The sequence below is a fragment of the Streptomyces sp. NPDC060035 genome, assembly GCF_042736635.1.
Taxonomy (GTDB): Bacteria; Actinomycetota; Actinomycetes; order Streptomycetales; family Streptomycetaceae; genus Streptomyces.
Genome location: NZ_JBHWVO010000011.1, coordinates 64424 through 83667 on the forward strand (window position 1 = coordinate 64424; position 19244 = coordinate 83667).

Genomic DNA, 19244 nt, shown 5'->3' on the forward strand with positions numbered 1-19244 from the left:
TCGGTTTGGGAGGCTGTCCCCATGCGCCTGTTGATCGTGGAGGACGAGAAGCGTCTGGCGATGTCCCTGGCCGGGGGACTCGCCGCCGAGGGCTTCGCCGTCGATGTCGTGCACGACGGCCTCGAAGGGCTGTACCGGGCCCGGGAGGGCGTCCACGACCTCGTGGTCCTGGACATCATGCTGCCCGGGATGAACGGCTACCGGGTCTGTGCCGAGCTGCGCGATGCCGGCCACGATGTGCCGATCCTGATGCTGACCGCGAAGGACGGGGAGTACGACGAGGCGGAGGGCCTCGACACCGGCGCCGACGACTATCTGACCAAGCCGTTCTCGTACGTCGTTCTCGTCGCCCGGATCCGGGCCCTGCTGCGCCGCCGGGGCAGCGGCACCGCCTCGCCGGTGCTCACCGTCGGCACCCTGCGGATGGAGACCGCCGCCCGCCGGGTCCACCGGGGGGAGGACGAAGTAACCCTCACGGCCAAGGAGTTCGCCGTGCTGGAGCAGCTCGCACTGCGGGCCGGTGAGGTGGTCAGCAAGGCCGACATCCTGGAGCACGTCTGGGACTTCGCGTACGACGGCGACCCGAACATCGTCGAGGTCTACATCAGCACCCTGCGGCGCAAACTCGGCGCGGCGTCCATCCGTACGGTGCGCGGTGCGGGCTACCGCCTGGAGGCGCTGTGAGGTCCGTACGGGCCAGAGCCGCCCTGGGCGCCACCTTGGTCGTCACCGTGGCCCTGATGGCCGCCGGGCTCGTCGTGCTCCAGGTGCTGCGCGGCAACCTGACGGGCCGCGCCGGCCTGGAGGCGGAGGTCGTGGCGCGCGAGGTGGCCGGACAGGTCGCTCTGGACGTGCCGTACGAGGATCTGGACCTGAGCGACGAGGACATCCACCCGGTCCAGGTGACCGACGAGGAAGGGCGCGTGCTGGTCGTCTCGGAGGGCCTGGAGGCCATTTCGGGGACCGCCACGTCAGAGGTGACCCCGGCCCCCTCGGCGTCGGCCGGGAGTCCCGGGGGCGAGACGTCCGGTGACGACAAGGGTGGCGACGACGACGGCGACGATGACGACGGCAGCCGCGGCAACGACCCGGACCGCGGAGAAGTCTCCTCCGACGACCCCGACTTCAGCAACGGCAGTGCCACTGTCGAGGGCGACACGGCCGACTACCGCTTCGCCGCCGTCGAGGCCGTCACACGCGCGGGCCTCCCCGTGATCGTCCACGCGGGCGCCCCGCTCACCGCCGAACAGGAGGCCGTGGACTCCGTACGCACCACCATGCTGACCGGCCTGCCTGTCCTGCTCCTCGTCGTCGCAGGGGTCACCTGGCTGGTCACCCGTCGCGCGCTGCGCCCGGTCGAGGGCATCAGGCGGGAGCTGGCGGCGATCACCGCGTCCCAGGATCTCGGCCGCCGGGTGCCGGAGCCGGGCTCGCGCGACGAGATCGCCCGGCTGGCCCGTACCACCAACGAGACCCTGACCGTGCTCGAGGCCTCGGTGGACCGGCAGCGGCGCTTCGTCGCGGACGCCTCGCACGAGCTGCGGAGCCCCATCGCCTCGCTGCGCACCCAGCTGGAGGTGGGCGCCGCGCATCCGGAGCTCCTGGACGTGCCCGGCGCGGTCGCCGACACCGTACGGCTGCAGGTACTGGCCGCCGATCTGCTGCTGCTGGCCCGGCTGGACGCGGGGGAGCGGCCGGGGCGGGCGGTGGTCGATCTGAGGGCGTTGGTCCGCGAGGAGGTCCCGCACCGTACGGGGGACAGGATCGCGGTGGCGGTGTCCGTCACGGCGTCCGGGCCGCTGGAGGTCCGCGGTTCGCGCGGGCAGCTGACCCGGGTGATCGGCAACCTGCTGGACAACGCCGAGCGCCACGCGGAGCATTCGGTGGCCGTCTCCGTGACGACCGACCGGGGCGATGTCCTCGTGGCGATCGCGGACGACGGCCCCGGTGTGCCCGAAGAGGAACGCGAGCGGATCTTCGAGCGCTTCGTCCGTCTCGACGACGCACGGAGCCGGGACGACGGCGGGGCAGGCCTGGGCCTTGCCATCGCCCGCGATGTGGCGACCCGCCACCGCGGCACGCTCACGGTGGGCACGGCGCCGCAGGGCGGGGCGCTGTTCACGCTGCGGCTGCCGCACTCGTAGCCGGTCCTGCGGGCCGTTTGTTACGGCTTGCCGCGCCGCCCGCGCAGATGGCCCGCGATCGGTGTCAGCGCAGCGTGCAGATCGGCGAGCGCCGCCGGCGACAGCAGGTCCATGAAATGCCTGCGCACCGATTCGACGTGGTGCGGCGCGACCTTGCGCATCGTCTCCGCACCGAGCTCGGTGAGCACCGCGTACAGCCCGCGCCGGTCCGACTCGCAGTGCTCACGCCGCACGAGACCCGCACTCTCCATGCGGGTGATCTGGTGCGAGAGCCTGCTCTTGGACTGCAGGGTGGCGGCGGCGAGGTCGCTCATCCGCAAGCGCTGGTCGTCCGACTCCGAGAGGTTGACCAGGATTTCGTAGTCGTTCATGGTCAGCCCGAATGGCTGGAGGTCTTTCTCCAGCTGGTGGGTCAGCAGCCTGCTGACGTCCAGGTGGGTGCGCCAGGCACACTGCTCCGCATCGGTCAGCCAACGGGTGGCCGTCTCGGTCTCCATGTATGGATTCTACCTAAGAAGTTGAAAGACGGACGAAATTGGGGGGTGTGACACCGCGCACGCGATGCCCCGCGTCACACTCCGCAGACTACCGCTCACCATCCGAAGCGACGCTGGAGGTCCCCCAGCTGACCGGGTATGCGGGGCGTGGACCCGGGTTGACCCGTGCCGCCGGAGCCGCCCGGAACCCCCGGCTGGTGCGGGGTCGCACCCGTCGCCTGCTCGGGCATCAGCACCTCGGTCGACTGCAGCAGGACCGTGCCCGCCCCGACGAACTCGAACTGGTGCTCCTCGCCCGACGTACCGCCGATGCCGGTCAGCGACCGGAGGCCGCCCATCACGCCCGCCATGTAGCCGTGGTCGTAGTGGTGGCACGGCGAGGGACAGTCCGCCCAGCCCACCAGGGCCTGCGGGTCGACCCGCACCGGCGGCTCCATGAAGACGACAGGGCCGTTGGAAGCGGCCACGAACTTCCCCGTGCCGATCAGGGTCAAAAAGCCCGGCACGATCGACTGCTTCAGCGCCAGCGTCGGCTGGTACGCCAGCAGATTCCCTGATCTGATCGTCAGATTCCCGTTCTCCAGGTCGAAGGAGTTCACATCGAAGGCCCGGTCCGCCAGCAGCATCTTCCCGCTGCCCTCGGCCACCACCCAGTCGCTCGCGTGCAGCGGGGAGTGGAAGCTCGTGCGGATCAGGCGCTCGAAACGGCCGTGCCCGATCCCGTTGAAGTCGATCTGCCCGTAATAGGCGATCATTTTGCCCTTCTGCAGGAACCACCGGCTCCCCTTGAGCTCCACGCAGAAGGTGTACGCGTTGACGTTGTCGTCCGACGGCAGCGTCATCGGATCGAAGATCACGGGCGTGCTCACCGGCAGCCTCCGTCGGGGTGGCGGGACGGGGTCCTGTGGGGCAGGGCGGAGAGAGGTGAATCGCTGTCAGGGTGACCCGTCTTCCTTCTCTGCGGTGGCGTGCTCAAGCTCCAGGCGGTAGACGATCTCGGAGTTGAGTGATCTGCGAGCCGACTTGGCCTCTGCGGCCAGCCACTCATGGAGGTCGCCGGGGAGGCGGAGCGTGATGCGTGTTGTCTCATCCATGACTCCATAGTAGTGACAAACCGACGGGTGGATGGTGGTATTGTGACACCATGACGACGCAGCGGGAAGTCGAGGGCGCCGGGCACGCCCGGTACACCTACAGGCTCCGCGTGTCGTCCACCGCTGGTACGGCCCTGGTCGACGAGTGGGCGCGGTGTCGGTGGATCTGGAACGAATGCTGCGCCCGGTCGAAGAAGGCCCACGCCATAGGTGAGAAGTGTGGTCCGGCGCGCCTGGACAAGATGCTGACCGAGGCCCGCGCGGCGAACGCATGGCTGAGTAAAGGCAGTTCGGTGCCACAGCAGCAGATCATTCGGGACTTCGCCAAGTCCCGTGCGAAAGCACTGAAGGACATCAAATCCGGGATGCCGCAGCGGCAACGGGCCGGGATGCCGAAGTGCAAGAAGAAGCGCGCGGCCGACCCGAGCCTGAACTACACCCAGCGCGGATTCCGCTTGAAGAACGGCCGCCTGCACCTGGCGGGCGGCATCGTCCTGACAGTCGTGTGGTCGCGGGACCTGCCAAAGGCGCCGTCTTCGGTGCGGATTTATCGTGACGCCCTGGGGCACTGGTATGCCTCGTTCGTCGTGGAAACAACCGTTGAGGCGCTGCCTGTCACCTGGCGGGACATCGGCGTCGACTGGGGTGTCAAAGAAACCGCGACCACTACCAGTGACACGCATGATCTGCCGCATGCCCAACACGGCAAGCACGCGGCTCAGCGCCTCGCTCACTATCAGCGGATGATGGCCCGCCGACGCACACCGAAGGGTAAGCCCCAGTCGAAGGGGTACCGCGCGGCACAAAAGCAGGCGACGAAGCTTTACAAGAAGGTCGCCCGGCAGCGGCAGGACGCCGGCCGTAAGTGGGCCAAGACTGTGGTCCGGGACCATGACCGTATTGCGGTTGAGGACTTCCGGCCGAGGTTCCTGTCCAAGTCCACGATGGCTCGCAAGGCGGCCGACGCCGCGATCGGGGCCACCAAGGCCGCCCTGATCCATATGGCCCGCAAGCATGGTCGTGGACTGCATCTCGTACACCCCGCGCACACCACCATGGACTGCGCACAGTGCGGAGCGAGAACCAAGCACGCGCTACCTCTTTCGGAACGTACCTATACCTGCACCGCGTGTGGGGCTGTCTCTCCCAGGGACAAGAACTCCGCACGCGTGATGCTCGTCCGGGCTGGTCTCAACCCGGCTGGTGCTGATCGTGTAAGAACTGACGGGCCGCCGGTCCTCAGCCAACGTGAGCCAGGGATCCCCGGTCTCCAGGCCGGGGAGGATGTCAAAGCTTCTCCTCCGACGCCTGGACGTACACCGCGCCATAGCCGCTGAGCTCCAGCTGGAACGCCTCGCCGGAGCCGCGCCCCACCATGTCGCGCCAGCCGAGCGCGGTGGAGAGCTTGTTCGTCACGTCACCGTGGTGGGCGACATACGCCTGCGGGTCCACATGCACCGGGCGCCCCGGGGTGATCGGCAGCTCGATCACTCCGCCGTGTGCCATCACGGCGACCGCCCCGTGCCCCTTGAGCGTCGTCGTGAACAGGCCCTGGCCGGTCACCTGGCCGCGCACCATGCCCATCACGCCGCCCTGGGATCCCATGAACATCGTGCCCTGCTGGAGCGTCCCGTCGAAGGCGAGCAGCCGGTCGGCCTCCACGTAGAGGGTGTCGCCGGCCAGTCCGATCACCTGGACGTGGTGACCGCCGTGGCCGAACATCACCGTGCCGTTGCCCTCGACCGTCATCAGCGGGGTCGCCTCGTTGGCGACCCGCCGGCCGATCATCGAGGCCAGGCCTCCCTGCCCGCCCTGGATGTTCGGGGTGAACGACACATCGCCGCGGTAGGCGAGCATCGCGCCCCGCTGGCTGTACATCTTCTGGCCGGGCACCACCGTGGCCTCGACCATCTTCGAGTTGATCTCACGGAACGGCATCAGACATCGCCTCCGACGGTGTTCCGCTCGCTCGGCTGTACGTAGACGAGGCCGTCGCCCTCGAAGCGGATCTGGAACGACTCGCCGGAGCCCTCTCCGATGAACGTCCGGAAACCGACCCCGGACTGGAAGTGCTGCTGAAGGTTGCCCTGATGGGCTATGTAGGCACCCGGGTCGACGTTCAGCGGGTACTGGGGTGTCACCCGCAGCACCACGGCCGAGCCGTCCGACATGATCGCCGCCTGGCCCGTGCCCTCGACGGTGGTGGTGAACAGGCCGTTGCCGCTCGCTCCGCCGCGCAGGCCGGTGAAGGTGGTGCCGGTGCGCAGCCCGCCGTCGGTGGCCAGCAGGTTGCTCGCCTCGACGTGCAGCTTGTCGCCGTGCAGCGAGACCAGGCTGATCTCGCTCGCCCGGTCGGCGAAGTAGCAGGTTCCCTGTCCCTTCACCTCCATCATCGTCATCTGCTCGCCGGTCAGCCGGCGGGTCACCATGCCGCGGACGCCCTCACCGCCGCCGGACATCTTCTTGAAGGCCATCCGGCCGTCGTACGCGACCATCGAGCCGTTCTTCGCTCTGACCGCATCGCCCGTGAGGTCGACGGCGAGCGTCTTGCTGCCCTGGAGCCGGAACATTGCCACGATGCGACGGTAGCCGCAGCGGCGCCCGGCGGACAGGGCCCGTAAGGACGATCCGGACCCCGACAGGACCCTGATATGCGCCGATACGTGCAATCGCGGCCCGCCCGGCGGCTACCGGGCCCCGCCACCGGAGCCGGTCGGGGACGATGCCACAATGGCGGTGCTTGTGCCTGCGTTCACAAGCCGTACCGCCCCCTCCCACCGAAGGTGCCCTCGTGGACATCAAGACCGCTTCCGCCCTGCACCGGCTGCGCCTCATCTCGGTTCCTGAGGCGCTCTCCTTCCCGGCGCTGCTCATTTTCGGCTCGCTCCTGATGCGCGTCTCGGACATCGACTTCCTGATGCCGCCCCTCGGCGCCCTGCACGGCCTGCTCTTCACGATCTACGTGGTGTTCCTGCTGGACGTGTGGGTCAAGGCCAAGTGGCCGCTCAAGCGTGTCGCGCTGTTCTTCCTCCTCGCGGTCGTGCCCTTCGGTGGCTTCTACGGCGACAAGCTGCTCAAGCAGTACGAGGCCGACGGTGTCATCGCCGCCCGCGCCCGCGCCGAAGGCAAGGTCAGCGCATGATCGTCGCCTTCTCCGTGAGCCCGCTGGGCGTGGGCGAGGACGTCGGTGAGTACGTCGCCGACGCCGTGCGGGTCGTCCGCGAGTCCGGACTGCCCAACCGTACGGACGCGATGTTCACCTCCATCGAAGGTGAGTGGGACGAGGTCATGGACGTCGTCAAGCGGGCCGTCGCCGCTGTCGAGGCCCGCGCCGGACGGGTGTCCCTGGTGCTGAAGGCCGACATCAGGCCGGGTGTCACCGATGGCCTGACCTCCAAGGTCGAGACGGTCGAGCGGCACCTCGCGGGCTGACGCCCCGTCCGCCCACCGAGCACACCGAGCCCCCGGCGCCTGCCGGGGGCTCGTCCCGTTCGGGGGATGAAAGCCCCTCACACGGACCTGCTAGCTCGACATGTAGCCGTCTGTCACCTTCTGTGGGGATATCAACCCATTCGACAGTTGGAGGTGTGGTGCCGTCGGAGGGCTATGACTACGCCGGCTACAGCCGGCTCGCGGGGCCGCTCACCGAGCCGGCCGCGAGCGGGTACCGGGTGCAGTACCGCAGCCTCCTCTCGGCGGAGAAGCACCGGACGAGAGCAGTCCTCCTGATGACGCTCGCCCCCGTCCTCGCCGGACTCCTCCTGCTCTACCTCGTCTGGCCCACGCACTGGACGGAGCGCGAGAACGGCGAACGATGGCTCGTCCTGGCCGACACGGGGATGCTCGTCTCCATCGGCCTGATCGAGCTGTTCATGCTGGTCAACGTGGTCTCGATCGCCCACGCCACGATGGTGGCCAGAGACCCCGTCCCGGTGACGCCCGAGCCCGGTACCAGGGTGGCCTTCCTCACCACGTACGTCCCCGGCAAGGAACCGCTCTCCATGGTGCGGGCCACCCTGCAGGGCGCCGTCTCGGTGCACCACTCCGGGCCGCTGGACGTCTGGCTGCTCGACGAGGGCGACGACCCCGGGGCCAGGATGCTCTGCGCCGAGCTGGGGGTCCATCACTTCACGCGCAGCGGGGTGCCCGAGTGGAACTGTGCGAAGGGCCCGCACAGGGCAAGGACCAAGCACGGCAACTACAACGCCTGGATCGCCAGACACGGCGACGCCTACGACTTCTTCGCATCCGTCGACACCGACCATGTACCGCAGCCCAATTTCCTGGAACGGATGCTCGGCTACTTCCGTGACCCGGACACCGCCTTCGTCGTCGGCCCCCAGGTCTACGGGAACTACGAAGCGGCCGTCACCAAGGCGGCCGAGTCCCAGCAGTTCCTCTTCCACGCGCTGATCCAGCGTGCCGCCAACCGCTACGGCTCGCCCATGTTCGTCGGCACGAACAACGTCGTACGCATGGCGGTACTGCGCCAGGTCGGCGGGCTCTACGACTCGATCACCGAGGACCTGGCCACCGGCTTCGAGATCCACCGCCACCGCAACCCGCTGACCGGCCGTCACTGGCGTTCCGTCTACACCCCGGACGTGCTGGCCGTCGGCGAGGGGCCCGCTTCCTGGACCGACTTCTTCAGCCAGCAGCTGCGCTGGTCGAGGGGGACGTACGAGACCCTGCTGAGGCAGTACGGGAAGGCGTTGTTCCGGGTGCCGCCCGGACGGCTCCTCAGCTACACGCTGATGCTCGTCTACTACCCCATGAACGCCGTCAACTGGCTGCTCGGTGTGCTGAGCTGCATGCTGTTCCTCTGGCTCGGAGCCTCCGGCACCCAGGTCGCCGCCTCGCTCTGGCTGATGCTGTACAGCGACGCCGCGGCACTCCAGATCGGGCTCTACCTGTGGAACCGCCGCCACAACGTCTCCCCTCACGAACCCGAGGGCTCCGGCGGTCTGGCCGGCATGGCGATGTCGGCGCTCTGCGCCCCGATCTACCTGAAGTCGCTGGGCGCGGCCGTACTGCGTACCGACGGCCGGTTCGTCGTCACCCCCAAGGGCGGTTCGGTCAGCCCCGACCGGCTCCGCACCTTCCGGGTGCATCTCTTCTGGGCGGCACTGCTGCTGGCCTCGCTGATCGCGTCGGCGGTGCTGGACCACAGCCATGCGGCGATGCGCACCTGGGCGGTGCTGGCCATGGTGATCGCCCTTTCCCCGGTCGCCGTGTGGTCGTTCGGCCGGCTGCGGCACCGCAGGGCGCGCGCCGCCCGGCCGGCCGGCTCCGTGCAGGAGACGGAACCGGCGATCGTCACCACCACGAGCGCGAGCACCCCCGCAGGAGGGAACTGATACATGCCCTTGTCCTACCGGCCCACGCAACAGATGAAGAAGACCCTCCTGGGCGGCGGCGCCGTGGTCGTTCTCGCCGGGCTCAACGCCCCCGCGGTGCTGTCCTTCGCGGAGCACAGGTATCGCGCGTACAAGATCGACCGGCCGGCGTACAAGGCCGAGTACGGCTCCTGGGAAAGGGTCGTCATCCCCGGTGAATACCGGACGAACGCCATTCACGCGGCCCTCCTGCACACCGGGAAGGTGCTGATCGTGGCGGGCTCGGGCAACGACGAGAAGCACTTCGACGCGGGCACCTTCGACACGGTCCTGTGGGACCCGGCGGCCAACACCTTCAAGAAGATCGACACCCCGGAGGACTTCTTCTGCGGCGGCCATGCCGCCCTCCCGGACGGCCGTCTCCTGATCGCGGGCGGTACCGCGCGCTACGAGGTGCTCGACGGCAAGGTGCGGCACGCCGGCGGCGGGATGCGGGTGAAGAACGAGAACCCGGACAAGCCGCTCACCCTCAGGAAGGGCACCGTCTTCCGGTCACCGGCCGGTGTCGAGTACGTATCCAGGTTCGACGTCACCGTGCCGAAGGCGAAGCGTGCCTTCGAGGTGGACTACTTCGGGAGCGGCGCGATGAAGCCGTGGAAGACGAAGGTGACCGCCTCCGAACAGCGCGTCTTCGTGGAAGCGGTGAAGGACGGTCCGCGGGCGGTGGCCACCGGGGCCGCCCAGTACAGGATCCAGGGCCTCAAGGGGAAGGCGGCCGACAACGCGTACGGGCTCGCAGAGAAGATCACCATGGACAAGCAGGACTTCCAGGGGATCAGGGCGGCGTACGAATTCGATCCGGTGGCCGAGAAGTACATTCCGGTCGCCCCCATGAAGGAGGCCCGCTGGTACCCGACGCTCGTGGGCCTGGAGGACGGCAAGGTGCTCGCGGTGTCCGGGCTGGACGACGTCGGCGAGATCCTGACCGGCGACAACGAGATCTACGATCCGAGGGCGAAGAAGTGGTCCAAGGGGCCCTTCCGCTACTTTCCGACCTACCCGGCGCTCTTCCTGACCAAGGGCGGCAAGCTCTTCTACCCGGGAGCGAACGCCGGCTACGGGCCCGCGGACAAGGGGCGGATCCCCGGGCTCTGGGACCCGGAGAAGAACACCTTCACGGCGACCGGCGGGCTGACCGACACCGACGAGCTCGAGACGGCGGCCTCCCTCATGCTGCCGCCCGTGCAGGACCAGAAGGTGATGGTCCTCGGCGGAGGAGGGGTCGGCGAGTCCGGGAAGTCGACCGCCCGCACCGCGATCGTCGATCTGGCGAAGGACAACCCGGTCTTCGAGCAGGGCCCCGACCTTCCGCAGGGCACCCGCTATCTGAACAGCGTGCTCATGCCGGACGACACCGTCTTCACCACCGGGGGCTCCAGGGACTACCGGGGGCGCGGCGCCAGCAACATCCTCAAGGCGCAGTTCTACGACCCGGGGACCAACGAGTTCACGGCGGCGGCCGATCCGACCATCGGGCGCAACTACCACTCGGAGGCGCTGCTGCTGCCCGACGGGCGGGTGGCGACCTTCGGCTCCGACTCCCTGTACGGCGACAGGGCCAACACCAGGCTCGGCACGTTCGAGCAGCGGATGGAGGTCTTCACACCGCCCGCCCTGCACCGCGGCAAGGGCGAACGGCCTGTGATCGGGAGCGGGCCCGAGGCCCTCGTACGCGGTGGCTCGGCGACGTACGCCGTCGAGGGCTCCGGGAGGATCGCCGCAGCCCGACTGCTGCGGCCGAGCGCGGTCACGCACACCACGGACGTCGAGCAGCGCTCCATCGAGCTGGGTCTGAAGAGGACCGCGGGCAAGGTGACGGTCGCGGTGCCGCAGGATGCCACGCTGGTGCCGCCCGGCTGGTACATGCTCTTCCTCACGGACGCCGAGGGCACGCCCTCCGAAGCGAAGTGGGTCAAGGTCGGCTGAGCACGCTCACGGGTCCTGCGCCGTCAGGGCGGTGCCGGGCGGTGTGCGGTCGGTACCGCACCGGCATGGCCCTGGCCGGCCTTGCCGCCGAGTTCTTCCCGGTGCACCGGGAAGGTCGCGGCCTCCGGGGCGATCGGGACCGTGCGCACCCTCTTCCTGGTCGCGGAGGTCGGTAGAACAAGCGTCCGGTACCGAAGTGCGAGACAAGGCTGACCGGCATGTGACCAGTGGGTAAGGTCGTGCCGTGCCGAAGCCGCTCAGCCTTCCCTTCGATCCCATCGCCCGCGCCGAAGAACTCTGGCACCAGCGCTGGGGGCCGGTGCCCTCCATGGGCGCCATCACCTCGATCATGCGGGCGCAGCAGATCCTGCTCGCCGAGGTGGACGCGGTGGTCAAGCCGTACGGGCTGACCTTCGCCCGCTACGAGGCACTGGTCCTGCTCACCTTCTCCAAGGCCGGTGAGCTGCCGATGTCCAAGATCGGCGAGCGCCTCATGGTGCACCCCACCTCCGTGACCAACACCGTCGACCGCCTGGTGAGGTCGGGGCTGGTCGACAAGCGCCCCAACCCCAACGACGGCCGCGGAACCCTCGCCTCCATCACCGGCAAGGGCCGTGAGGTCGTCGAGGCGGCCACGCAGGACCTGATGGCGATGGACTTCGGGCTCGGGGTGTACGACGCCGAGGAGTGCGCCGAGATCTTCGCGATGCTGCGCCCGCTCCGGGTGGCCGCCCAGGACTTCGAGGACAGGTAACCGCAGGGGCAGGGCGCTGCAAGATCGCCACGGTCGTCCGGTTAGGCTCGATGCCATGAAACGCAGTGTGCTGACCCGCTACCGGGTGATGGCCTATGTCACCGCCGTCATGTTGCTGGTGCTGTGCACCTGCATGGTCTTCAAGTACGGATTCGACACCGGCGAGGGACTCACCCTCGTGGTCTCGCAGGTCCACGGTGTCCTCTACATCATCTACCTGATCTTCGCCTTCGACCTCGGTTCCAAGGCGAAGTGGCCGATCGGCAAGCTGCTCTGGGTGCTGGTCTCCGGCACCATCCCCACGGCCGCGTTCTTCGTCGAGCGCAAGGTCGTCCAGGACGTCGAGCCGCTGATCACGGACGGCTCCGCGCAGGCCGTCAAGGCCTGACCGGACTGCCGGACCGTACCGCTCCGCGCCGTACCGAACCGCCCCGTGCAAAGCACCGGGCGGTTTGCCATCGACATTTACTAGGACGTCCTAGTAAATTTGAACCATGGACGCTCACGCGATCGAGGAAGGCCGCCTCCGCTGGCAGGCCCGTTACGACAAGGCCCGCAAGCGCGACGCGGACTTCACCACGCTCTCCGGGGATCCGGTGGAGCCCGCGTACGGGCCCCGCCCCGGCGACACGTACGAGGGGTTCGAGCGGATCGGCTGGCCCGGCGAGTACCCGTTCACCCGGGGGCTCCACCCGACCGGGTACCGCGGCCGCACCTGGACCATCCGCCAGTTCGCCGGCTTCGGTAACGCCGAGCAGACCAACGAGCGCTACAAGATGATCCTGGCCGCGGGCGGCGGCGGACTCAGCGTCGCCTTCGACATGCCGACCCTGATGGGCCGCGACTCCGACGACCCCCGCGCGCTCGGCGAGGTGGGGCACTGTGGTGTGGCCATCGACTCCGCCGCCGACATGGAGGTCCTCTTCAAGGACATCCCGCTCGGCGACGTCACCACCTCGATGACGATCAGCGGCCCCGCCGTCCCCGTCTTCTGCATGTACCTGGTCGCCGCCGAGCGCCAGGGCGTCGACCCGGGAGTGCTCAACGGGACGCTCCAGACCGACATCTTCAAGGAGTACATCGCGCAGAAGGAGTGGCTCTTCCAGCCCGAGCCCCACCTGCGCCTCATCGGCGACCTGATGGAGCACTGCGCCCGCGACATCCCCGACTACAAGCCCCTCTCCGTCTCCGGCTACCACATCCGCGAGGCCGGAGCGACGGCCGCACAGGAACTCGCGTACACGCTGGCCGACGGCTTCGGCTACGTGGAGCTCGGCCTCTCCCGCGGGCTGGACGTGGACACCTTCGCACCGGGCCTCTCCTTCTTCTTCGACGCGCACCTCGACTTCTTCGAGGAGATCGCCAAGTTCCGTGCCGCCCGCCGCATCTGGGCCCGCTGGATGAAGGAGACGTACGGAGCGCAGACCGACAAGGCGCAGTGGCTCCGCTTCCACACGCAGACAGCCGGTGTCTCGCTCACCGCCCAGCAGCCGTACAACAACGTCGTGCGCACCGCGGTCGAGGCGCTCTCCGCCGTCCTCGGCGGCACCAACTCGCTGCACACCAACGCCCTGGACGAGACCCTCGCGCTCCCCTCCGCGCAGGCGGCCGAGATCGCCCTGCGCACCCAGCAGGTGCTGATGGAGGAGACCGGCGTCGCCAATGTGGCGGACCCGCTGGGCGGTTCCTGGTACGTCGAGCAGCTCACCGACCGTATCGAGGCCGAGGCCGAGAAGATCTTCGACCAGATCAAGGAGCGCGGCACCCGGGCCCACCCGGACGGCAAGCACCCGATCGGCCCGATGACCTCGGGCATCCTTCGCGGTATCGAGGACGGCTGGTTCACCGGTGAGATCGCCGAATCGGCCTTCCAGTACCAGCAGTCGCTGGAGAAGGGCGAGAAGCGGGTCGTCGGCGTCAACGTCGCGCTCGGCTCGGTCACCGGTGACCTGGAGATCCTCCGCGTCAGCCACGAGGTCGAGCGGGACCAGGTGCGCGACCTCGCCGGACGCAAGGAGGGCCGGGACGCCGCCCGGGTCGGTGCCGCGCTGGACGCGATGCTCGCCGCCGCCCGCGACGGCTCGAACATGATCGGGCCGATGCTGGAGGCCGCACGGGCCGAGGCGACCCTGGGCGAGATCTGCGGCGTCCTGCGCGACGAGTGGGGCACCTACACGGAGCCGCCCGGTTTCTGACGCACCGTCCGACGTACCGTCCGATGCGCCGTCCGCCCGTGACGTCTAGGCGGACGCCGCTCCCAGTCCCGAGAGCAGCAGCAGGGTGAAGCGCCGGGCCCAGTCGGCATCGACGGGCTCGGCGCTCACCAGCGCCCGGTGCACGACGGCACCGGCGATCACATCGAAGATCAGATCCGCGGTGCGGGCCGCCGCCGACGGGTCCGGCTCGGCGGGCAGTTCGCCGCGCTCCTGCGCCCGCGCCCGGCCCTCGAGGACCAGCCGTTTCTGCCGGTCCACGATGGAGTTCCTGATCCGGTCCCGCAGCGCCTCGTCGCGGGTCGACTCCGCGACCACCGCCATCAGGGCCGTCTTGGTCTCCGGCCGCTCCAGCAGCGCCGCGAACTGCAGCACCACACCCTCCACATCGGCCGCCAGGCTGCCCAGGTCGGGCAGCTCCAGTTCGTCGAAGAGAACCGCGACTGCGTCCACGACCAGCTCGTTCTTCCCGGCCCAGCGGCGGTAGAGGGTCGTCTTGGCGACCCCCGCCCGGGTCGCCACGTCACCCATCGTCAGCTTCGACCAGCCGAGGTCGACGAGTGACGCACGGGTCGCCTCCAGGATCGCCTCGTCGGCGGCGGCACTGCGCGGACGTCCCGATCGGGTGGGTTTGGGGTGGCTGCGGCTCAGCATGCGGTGACCATACCGGCCAGTAAGTACTGCTGGCGGGTTCCGGTACCCGTGAGACAGATCACCGGACGCTCTTGCCCGGAAGGGGGTCCGGCCAGTTACGCTACGGGTCGTAGCGTAAGGACGATGGTTCATCCGTCCTGCGTCACGACTGATCGACAGCCACAGGTGCCGGGTGGGGATCCGGCGCCGAGAACGGGGTTTTTCAGGGCCCCGGAACCGTTTCCGTCCGCGCGCCGCGCACACCGGCGTGGCTGTGGACGGAGGCGGTTCGCGGATCGCTTTCCGAATCCGTGCGCACAGGGGGGAGGATGTACATATGCAGCCTAGGAACATGTCCATGAGCGGCGTCGTCGACCTCGCCGCTGTGAAGGCGGCCGGCGAGGCCAAGGCAAAGGCGGAGCAGACCCGCGCGGAGTCCGCCAGGCAGGGCGGTGGTGGCAGTGTCGCCCCGGCCTCCCTGGTGATCGACGTCGATGAGGCGGGCTTCGAGAGCGACGTCCTCCAGCGCTCCGCCGAAGTCCCGGTAGTCATCGACTTCTGGGCCGAGTGGTGCGAGCCGTGCAAACAGCTCAGCCCGCTCCTGGAGCGCCTCGCCACCGAGTACAACGGCCGTTTCGTGCTCGCCAAGGTCGACGTCGACGCCAATCAGATGCTGATGCAGCAGTTCGGGATCCAGGGCATCCCGGCGGTCTTCGCCGTGGTGGCCGGACAGGCCCTCCCGCTCTTCCAGGGCGCGGCCCCCGAGACCCAGATCCGCCAGACACTGGACCAGCTGATCCAGGTGGGCGAGGAGCGGTTCGGTCTCACCGGGATCGTGGTCGATCCGGATGCCGCGGCGGACGTGGCGGCGGACAGCGTCCCGGCCGAGGTGCCCGCCGGGCCGTACGACGCGCTTCTGGAGGCAGCCGCGCAGGCGCTGGATGCCAATGACTTCAGCGGCGCCGTCCAGTCGTACAAGAGCGTGCTCGCCGATGACCCGGTCAACACCGAGGCCAAGCTGGGCCTCGCCCAGGCCGAACTGCTCGGCCGGGTCGCCGACCTGGATCCGCAGCGCGTCCGTAAGGACGCCGCGGAGAATCCGGCCGATCCGGCGGCTCAGCTGGCCGCCGCCGACCTCGATCTCGTCGGCGGTCATGTCGAGGACGCGTTCGGACGCCTCGTCGAGGCGGTCCGCCGCAATTTCGGTGACGACAGGGACCTGGTCCGGGTACGGCTTCTCGAGCTCTTCGAGGTGATCGGCCCCGACGATCCCAGGGTCACCGCAGCGCGGACGGCCCTGGCGCGCGTCTTGTTCTGATGTGACAACACGGCCGTGGTGCCCGCGGGGCGCCGCGGCCGTTTTCGCGGGCCGACGACAATGGATGCCCTCGCTTTACCAAATCTTGATAAAAGTACGCGCTGTTACTCGCAGTAAATCGCATCCTGGGATCTGTCCGCTTTAGGACGTCAATCTCACTATTCGCACGCCCCTTCGGCGCCACCCTGTGTGGCCGGACGGTACCCCCCTGTCGCACCCTGGTTATCGGGTCGTTACTAGCGAGTAACGACCCCCCTTGTGTCGCGGCCGCGAATGCACCACGATCGGCCACGCTCGGTCCAATACCCGCCAGCCCGACGGCCAGTCGGCGTCGGCGGCCAGTTGGGTCCCCACCGAGTGGTCGGCGGCAGTGGTGCCGATCGCGGACAGGGGGGTTCCTGCCCATAGGCAGGGCCTGTCCGAACCGGTTGCGCAGACGCGTGACCAGTGGTTGTCGCTCGGGGGTGATCGCCGGTGATTCGGATGCGGTACGCGCCTCCGGTCCGGGCGCTCTCCTTCCCGAGGACGTAGCACTTCTCCCATCCCAGGACGGGCACGATGCCCGCACCGGAGATGTACGTCCGAGAAGGAGGAAATTTATGAGTTCCCAAGTTCGCGGTGGAACCAGATGGAAGCGTTTCGCTCTGGTCATGGTGCCGAGTGTTCTCGCGACCGCCGCGGTGGGCGTCGGGCTGGCGCAGGGTGCGCTCGCCGCGTCGTTCAGCGTGTCGGGCCAGTCGTTCAAGGTGTCGGCCGACTACCTCGACGGTCATGGCTTCGCGCAGTACGGCGGCATAGACGCCGGCTACGCGGAGATGAAGGGTGACAAGAAGACTCTGCACCCGGTCGCGATCTCGTCGTTCAAGACGGCTGAGATCACGAACATGTGCCAGTCCGTCGTCACGCCGGACATCCCGCTCCTGGGTTCGGTCAGCCTTCAGCTGAAGGCCGGTGGCGGCAAGACGCCGGTTCAGGCCGAGAACCTGTACATCGATGTCGCGGACCTCCAGGCCGATGCCGAGTTCACCAACATCGACATCGGTGTTGCGGCCAAGGACGCCTCCAAGGGTCCGGCCATCAAGTCCGGCGAGAACGTCAACGAGAACGGTTTCGCCCAGCAGGCGGACCGGGCGCAGCTGCGGAACGTGAAGCAGACGGCGTGGGCAACCACGGCCGGAACCTTCAAGCTCAGCGGTTTGAGCATGAAGCTCTACAACGGCGTCAAGGAGTGCTACTAAGCACTCCGCCCGGACGGGCGGGGCGGCGGCCACGCCGGCCCGCCCGTCCGACTCCCTCTTCTTCTCACAGCACGACCGGTTCCAGGGAGCTGTTTCCATGAGCGCCGAGACCACAGGCACCCGCGACTTCGCCTATTGGCAGCTGCGGTTCCGTGACTGGCGGCACACCCGGCCTTTCTGGGCGGGCCTCCTGACCGCGCTCGGTGGCGGTCCGATCGCGTACCTCCCGTACGCGAATCTCAAGATCGGCCATCTGACGCTGGCCATGGCGACCACGGCGGGCGCGGGCTCACTGATCATCGGTGTACTGCTGATCACGCTCGGTCTGACCATGTGGTACCACCACATCGTCCGGGTGTTCGCCGGTGTGGCCACGATCCTGTTGGCACTGGTCTCCATTCCGGTGTCCAACCTCGGCGGCTTCCTGATCGGGTTCCTGCTGTCCATGGTCGGCGGCTGCCTCGCCCTTTCCTGGGCGCCGGGCATACCCGACGCCGAGCGGACGACGGCCAAGCACGCGGCCGGGTATGCGCCGCAGGAGCCGGAGACCGAGTCCCAGTACGGCGCCGATCGGGCGCAGGCGGCCGAGCCGTCGCACGGTGCCGACGCATCCGAAACGTGGAGCGACGGCAGCACGAACGGACACGTTGACGCCAACGGCGGGAGGAACAGTGCGGGGTGACGAGACGCAGCCGAACTCGACCGGGGAGGACGACCGGGTGAGAAGCGGGCCGCGCCACGCGGCCCCCAGGAAGTCGCTGCTGACGAAGCTGCACATGCCCGCAGGCAAGAAGGCGTTCGCGCTCGCCGCGATGCCCACGGCGGTCTTCGTGGGCATGGGGCTCACGCCCAGGCTCGCCCTGGCCGACGACAGTGCGGACATACCCTTCGCCCCCGGTCCCTGTGTGACACGCTCCGACGAACCGAGCGAGTCGCAGGAGCCGGAGGCCAAGCCGACCCCGAGCGCCACGTCCACCGGCGAAGCCGCCGACAAGGACGAGAAGCCGGGCAAGGAGGAGACCGCCGAGCCCAAGCCCTCTGCGAGTGCGAGCGCTCCGGCAGCGGGCGACACAGCAGAGAACAAGGCTCCGGCGACGCCCACTCCCACGCCCACGCCCACCCAGTCGAAGAACCCGCTCGACCCGCTGGGCGTCGGTGACGCGCTCAAGGACCTCCTCGACGGACCGGACAAGGCGACGGCCAGCCCGTCCCCGAGTGCCACCACGGAGGCTCCCGAGCAGGCGGAGAGCGCCGCCACGGAGGCTCCGAAGCCGACGGAGAGCGCCACCACGAAGCCCGTCGAGAAGGTCACGGAGGAAGCGAAGGACACGGTCGACAAGACCGCCGACGCCATCCGTGACGCGGCCGACAAGGCCGGCCAGGGCGTCGAGGAGCTCGAGGACGGCGCCAAGGGCCTCGACCCGGTGAAGGACGAGGACATCCCGGACGGCGCCAAGGAGCGCTTCCCGTGCCCGACCGCCGACCCCGAGGCGCTCGCCGCGGCCGACCTGGAGCAGGGCATCCCGCTGCTCCCGAACGACCCGTGGATCCTGGAGTCGTCCAAGCTCACGCTCGCCGGGCTGGACTACAAGGGCATCGTCGAGGTGAGGAAGGGTGACGGCAGCACGAAGAAGGTGCTGAAGTTCACCGCGAGTTCCATCGACATCAAGGACCTCCACCAGCTGACGGTCGGTCCCGCGGGCACCACCGGTCACGTCAAGTCGCGGGAAGGCTCCACGTCGACCATCCGCAACGGCACGGTGACGATGTACACGGAGGAGCTGAAGGGCAACCTCTTCGGTCTCATCCCGATCACCTTCAGCCCGGAGACCCCGCCGCCGCTGAACGTACCTTTCGCCTTCTTCACCAACGTGAAGGTGACCCAGGCCGGTCAGTTCGGCGGCACGCTCGCCGTGCCCGGACTGCAGAACTTCTTCACCGGCGGCAACAGCTAGTCACAGACCCTTTCGGGAGCCGCAAAACGACTGCGGGCCGCGCCTCTTGTGGAGGCGCGGCCCGCAGTCGTGAGCA

General features: G+C 68.6%; 21 protein-coding genes. 14 read left to right on the plus strand and 7 right to left on the minus strand.

Annotation, left to right across the window (positions count from 1 at the left end):
* Positions 1-21 precede the first annotated feature (21 nt).
* Positions 22-684: a response regulator transcription factor gene (locus ACFWBQ_RS19165; protein ID WP_385490086.1), complete on the plus strand. Its 663-nt coding sequence runs from the start codon at positions 22-24 to the stop codon at positions 682-684.
* Positions 681-2144 carry an ATP-binding protein gene (locus tag ACFWBQ_RS19170; RefSeq protein ID WP_385490088.1) on the plus strand — a complete coding sequence of 488 codons (1464 nt, stop codon included), beginning with the start codon at positions 681-683 and terminating at the stop codon, positions 2142-2144. The genes ACFWBQ_RS19165 and ACFWBQ_RS19170 overlap by 4 nt, the downstream gene beginning before the upstream one ends.
* Positions 2145-2164: 20 nt before the next feature.
* Here ACFWBQ_RS19170 and ACFWBQ_RS19175 read toward each other — a convergent pair whose 3' ends face one another.
* The 3 genes from ACFWBQ_RS19175 to ACFWBQ_RS19185 form a co-directional block, all read right to left on the minus strand.
* Entirely contained in the window at positions 2165-2641 is a 477-nt protein-coding gene (locus tag ACFWBQ_RS19175) for a MarR family winged helix-turn-helix transcriptional regulator (RefSeq protein ID WP_385490091.1), read from the minus strand.
* 95 nt (positions 2642-2736) lie between these two features.
* Positions 2737-3510: an AIM24 family protein gene (locus tag ACFWBQ_RS19180; protein ID WP_385490094.1), complete on the minus strand. Its 774-nt coding sequence runs from the start codon at positions 3508-3510 to the stop codon at positions 2737-2739.
* Positions 3511-3576: 66 nt separating this feature from the next.
* Entirely contained in the window at positions 3577-3735 is a 159-nt protein-coding gene (locus ACFWBQ_RS19185; RefSeq protein ID WP_385490097.1) for an Arc family DNA-binding protein, read from the minus strand.
* A gap of 50 nt (positions 3736-3785) precedes the next feature.
* Between ACFWBQ_RS19185 and ACFWBQ_RS19190 the strand changes: the two genes are divergently transcribed.
* Positions 3786-5072: an RNA-guided endonuclease InsQ/TnpB family protein gene (locus tag ACFWBQ_RS19190; protein ID WP_385490100.1), complete on the plus strand. Its 1287-nt coding sequence runs from the start codon at positions 3786-3788 to the stop codon at positions 5070-5072.
* Here ACFWBQ_RS19190 and ACFWBQ_RS19195 read toward each other — a convergent pair.
* A complete protein-coding gene (locus ACFWBQ_RS19195) occupies positions 5023-5673 on the minus strand; it encodes an AIM24 family protein (RefSeq protein ID WP_385490103.1) in 651 nt (216 codons plus the stop codon). The two genes, ACFWBQ_RS19190 and ACFWBQ_RS19195, sit on opposite strands and share 50 nt — an antisense overlap.
* Positions 5673-6305 (minus strand): AIM24 family protein, encoded by a 633-nt coding sequence (locus ACFWBQ_RS19200; protein WP_385490509.1) that lies wholly within the window; start codon positions 6303-6305, stop codon positions 5673-5675. The genes ACFWBQ_RS19195 and ACFWBQ_RS19200 overlap by 1 nt, the downstream gene beginning before the upstream one ends.
* Positions 6306-6526: 221 nt before the next feature.
* Between ACFWBQ_RS19200 and ACFWBQ_RS19205 the strand changes: the two genes are divergently transcribed.
* The 4 genes from ACFWBQ_RS19205 (at position 6527) to ACFWBQ_RS19220 (ending at position 11057) form a co-directional block, all read left to right on the plus strand.
* The gene (locus ACFWBQ_RS19205) at positions 6527-6877 is read left to right on the plus strand and encodes a DUF3817 domain-containing protein (RefSeq protein ID WP_356423900.1); all 351 of its coding nucleotides are present in this window, start codon (positions 6527-6529) and stop codon (positions 6875-6877) included.
* Positions 6874-7167, plus strand: coding sequence for an MTH1187 family thiamine-binding protein (locus ACFWBQ_RS19210; protein WP_015578763.1), 294 nt, complete (start codon positions 6874-6876; stop codon positions 7165-7167). The genes ACFWBQ_RS19205 and ACFWBQ_RS19210 overlap by 4 nt, the downstream gene beginning before the upstream one ends.
* Before the next feature lie 158 nt (positions 7168-7325).
* A complete protein-coding gene (locus ACFWBQ_RS19215; protein ID WP_385490511.1) occupies positions 7326-9092 on the plus strand; it encodes a glycosyltransferase family 2 protein in 1767 nt (588 codons plus the stop codon).
* 9 nt (positions 9093-9101) lie between these two features.
* Positions 9102-11057, plus strand: coding sequence for a galactose oxidase-like domain-containing protein (locus ACFWBQ_RS19220; RefSeq protein WP_385490514.1), 1956 nt, complete (start codon positions 9102-9104; stop codon positions 11055-11057).
* Between the two features lie 23 nt (positions 11058-11080).
* Here the strand turns inward: ACFWBQ_RS19220 and ACFWBQ_RS19225 are convergent, their stop codons facing one another.
* The gene (locus ACFWBQ_RS19225) at positions 11081-11206 is read right to left on the minus strand and encodes a hypothetical protein (protein WP_385490106.1); all 126 of its coding nucleotides are present in this window, start codon (positions 11204-11206) and stop codon (positions 11081-11083) included.
* Between the two features lie 95 nt (positions 11207-11301).
* Between ACFWBQ_RS19225 and ACFWBQ_RS19230 the strand changes: the two genes are divergently transcribed.
* The 3 genes from ACFWBQ_RS19230 to ACFWBQ_RS19240 all read left to right on the plus strand — a co-directional run bounded on the left by ACFWBQ_RS19230 (position 11302) and on the right by ACFWBQ_RS19240 (position 14006).
* Positions 11302-11811 carry a MarR family winged helix-turn-helix transcriptional regulator gene (locus ACFWBQ_RS19230; RefSeq protein WP_385490109.1) on the plus strand — a complete coding sequence of 170 codons (510 nt, stop codon included), beginning with the start codon at positions 11302-11304 and terminating at the stop codon, positions 11809-11811.
* 55 nt (positions 11812-11866) lie between these two features.
* Positions 11867-12199, plus strand: coding sequence for a DUF3817 domain-containing protein (locus ACFWBQ_RS19235; RefSeq protein WP_385490112.1), 333 nt, complete (start codon positions 11867-11869; stop codon positions 12197-12199).
* Positions 12200-12305: 106 nt separating this feature from the next.
* On the plus strand, positions 12306-14006 hold the full coding sequence (locus ACFWBQ_RS19240; RefSeq protein WP_385490114.1) for a methylmalonyl-CoA mutase: 1701 nt from the start codon (positions 12306-12308) through the stop codon (positions 14004-14006).
* A 45-nt stretch (positions 14007-14051) separates the two neighbouring features.
* Here ACFWBQ_RS19240 and ACFWBQ_RS19245 read toward each other — a convergent pair whose 3' ends face one another.
* On the minus strand, positions 14052-14678 hold the full coding sequence (locus ACFWBQ_RS19245; RefSeq protein ID WP_385490117.1) for a TetR/AcrR family transcriptional regulator: 627 nt from the start codon (positions 14676-14678) through the stop codon (positions 14052-14054).
* Between the two features lie 316 nt (positions 14679-14994).
* Between ACFWBQ_RS19245 and ACFWBQ_RS19250 the strand changes: the two genes are divergently transcribed.
* The 4 genes from ACFWBQ_RS19250 (at position 14995) to ACFWBQ_RS19265 (ending at position 19168) form a co-directional block, all read left to right on the plus strand.
* A complete protein-coding gene (locus tag ACFWBQ_RS19250) occupies positions 14995-15975 on the plus strand; it encodes a tetratricopeptide repeat protein (RefSeq protein WP_385490120.1) in 981 nt (326 codons plus the stop codon).
* A gap of 599 nt (positions 15976-16574) precedes the next feature.
* A complete protein-coding gene (locus ACFWBQ_RS19255) occupies positions 16575-17213 on the plus strand; it encodes a DUF6230 family protein (protein ID WP_385490123.1) in 639 nt (212 codons plus the stop codon).
* A gap of 97 nt (positions 17214-17310) precedes the next feature.
* A complete protein-coding gene (locus tag ACFWBQ_RS19260; RefSeq protein WP_385490126.1) occupies positions 17311-17895 on the plus strand; it encodes a DUF6114 domain-containing protein in 585 nt (194 codons plus the stop codon).
* Positions 17885-19168 carry a hypothetical protein gene (locus ACFWBQ_RS19265; RefSeq protein WP_385490129.1) on the plus strand — a complete coding sequence of 428 codons (1284 nt, stop codon included), beginning with the start codon at positions 17885-17887 and terminating at the stop codon, positions 19166-19168. The genes ACFWBQ_RS19260 and ACFWBQ_RS19265 overlap by 11 nt, the downstream gene beginning before the upstream one ends.
* Positions 19169-19244: the final 76 nt, after the last annotated feature.